Raw genomic sequence first — 2,127 nt, forward strand, 5'->3', positions numbered from 1 at the left:
AGCCAGATCAGATGTCACCTATCGATGCAGCAGTCCCGGCGCCTCCTCTTCTGGGTGACTGGCTGATAAGACCAGTCTGCGAGGTGACTCGGCACCGCGGCAGGACCGAAACGATCCTAGGAAAGATCATTCCTAGGAACATCGAGTCACGAAACGACATAGGCTCGTTCAGGTCGACGAGGCCCATGGATTCGACGAGGTAGTGGCTGATACACCCTGCGCAGGATGATCGCGATAGAAGGCCAGGTGGGCGCGTGCGGCCGCCTCCCAGGTCAGTGATCTCGCAAGAGACCTGCCGTGATGTGCACGCTGTGCGTCTGGGGTTCTCGCGGCGAGGATTCCGTCCGCGAGGGAGCCCGCGCTCTCCGCGTACATGACTGTGTCCCCGAAGACCTCGCGCAGGATGGGCAGTTCACGCGCCACGACGGGGCGAGCGGCGGCGAGTGCCTCCATTGCTGCGAGTCCGAACCCTTCCTTGGTGGAGGGGAAGGCGAAGACTTCCGACGCAGCCACCAGTGACGGCAGCTGGTCGTCGTCAACCGGGCCGAGGACCGTCGGCTGTAGTCCGAGTTCGGTTTGGCGGCAGTCGAATTCGCTCCGGTAGTCGCGATAGTCGAAGAGGGTCTCGCCTCCGGCGAACACCAGACCGAGGTCGGGGTCGGTGTCGCGCACGAGCGCATAAGCGTCGAGCAGGTCGATGCTGCCCTTGCGTGGTTCGATGCCTCCGACCGCGAGTACGTACCGTCCCAGTCGATTCCGCCAACCCTCGCGACGCGCGATGGCCTCCGGAGTGTTCGACGCAGCATCGTGGAATCGGGCGAAGTCGACGCCGTTCGGAATCACGGTGGGGGACAGGCCCCATCCGGCTCGCACCTCGTCCGCGACACCACGCGACACGCATATCCGTGCATACGGTGCGACCACAGCCTTTTCGTGGCACTCCGCCAGGATCGGGGTGGTGAACTGATCGAGATGATGAATCGTCCGGATGCAGTGGCCGACAGCGTTCGCGCTGATGCAGTCCTGTGCATGGACGATATCGTATTCGTCGGCCGTGAACGCGGCGCGCAACGAATCGATCGACCGTACTATCCGTTCGGTGATCGACTCGTCATCCCGGTTCTCGAAAGGAACAAGACGTTGGTGCACAAAGGGATCGACGGTCCGGAAGAATCCCTGATCGCCGCCACGCGCCAGACTCCAGACGGTCACCTCCGCGCCGAGTCGGCCAAGTGCCTCGGCCAGGTTCAGGGTGTGCACCACCCCGCCACGTGGCTTGGTCGAGTAGGTGATCAGCGCAATGCGCACTATTCCTCCGTTGCCGATTCGCTTACCCGGTACACGTCCGGACGTAGTTCTGCGAGATGATCGAGAACCCTACGCGCACGCGAAATCTCGGCATCGACGTTGACACTCACCTGTGCCATGCCGCCCTTCGATCGCGTCGTCGCCAGGATCTCACCACCCGGCCCGACCACCTTCGCCTGGCCGAGGAACCGGAGTGATCCGGTGACCCCGGTGAGATTCGACGAGACAACGAAGACCTGGTTCTCGGCGGCGCGGGCGCAGTCGTACAGGTCGAAAAGCCGTGACTGCCGGTCGGCAGGCAAGCGTGCGGCACGGTCGGTCACGCTTGCGGGCCACGCAGACAGCGCAGCGATGACGCGTGCGCCGTCGAGAGCAAGTGTTCTGGCCGATTCGGGAAAGGTCTTGTCGTAGTCGATGAGCATGCCCAGTCGCCCGACCGGGGTATCGAACGCGTGGAAGGAGTCGCCTGCGGAATAGGCCTCGCTCTCGCCTGCAGGCTGATGAACCTTGCGGTGACGACCGAGGATTCCGTCACCCGACACACAGACCGCAGTGTTGAACCTGCGGTCTGCATCGGCCTCCGTATAGCCGATGCAGACTGTCATGTCGCCTGCCGCAGCGATGATCGCCGCCAACTCGGGTCCGTCCGGGTCGAGTGCCGGTGGTAGCTCGTAGTGATCGGGCGCGCGCAGATCGCCGATGTACCCGCCGATCGACGCGTCGGGAAAGACGAGAAGATCGACGTTGTCGCGCGCTGCGACCTCGATGATGCCGAGCGCCTTGGACAGTCCCCGTTCGACGTCGCGTCCGAAGTGCGCG

General features: G+C 63.7%; 2 protein-coding genes. Both read right to left on the reverse strand.

Annotation, left to right across the window (positions count from 1 at the left end; genetic code table 11):
• Window positions 1-168: 168 nt before the first annotated feature.
• Window positions 169-1,308, reverse strand: coding sequence for an MSMEG_0565 family glycosyltransferase (locus tag B3T59_RS23395; protein WP_064864153.1), 1,140 nt, complete (start codon window positions 1,306-1,308; stop codon window positions 169-171).
• The coding region (locus B3T59_RS23400) for a carbon-nitrogen hydrolase family protein (RefSeq protein ID WP_287005268.1) at window positions 1,308-2,127 on the reverse strand (820 nt) is incomplete at its 5' end. The genes B3T59_RS23400 and B3T59_RS23395, both read right to left, overlap by 1 nt.

Source organism: Gordonia sp. UBA7860, assembly GCF_002500165.1.
In the GTDB taxonomy this organism is placed as follows: Bacteria; Actinomycetota; Actinomycetes; order Mycobacteriales; family Mycobacteriaceae; genus Gordonia; species Gordonia sputi.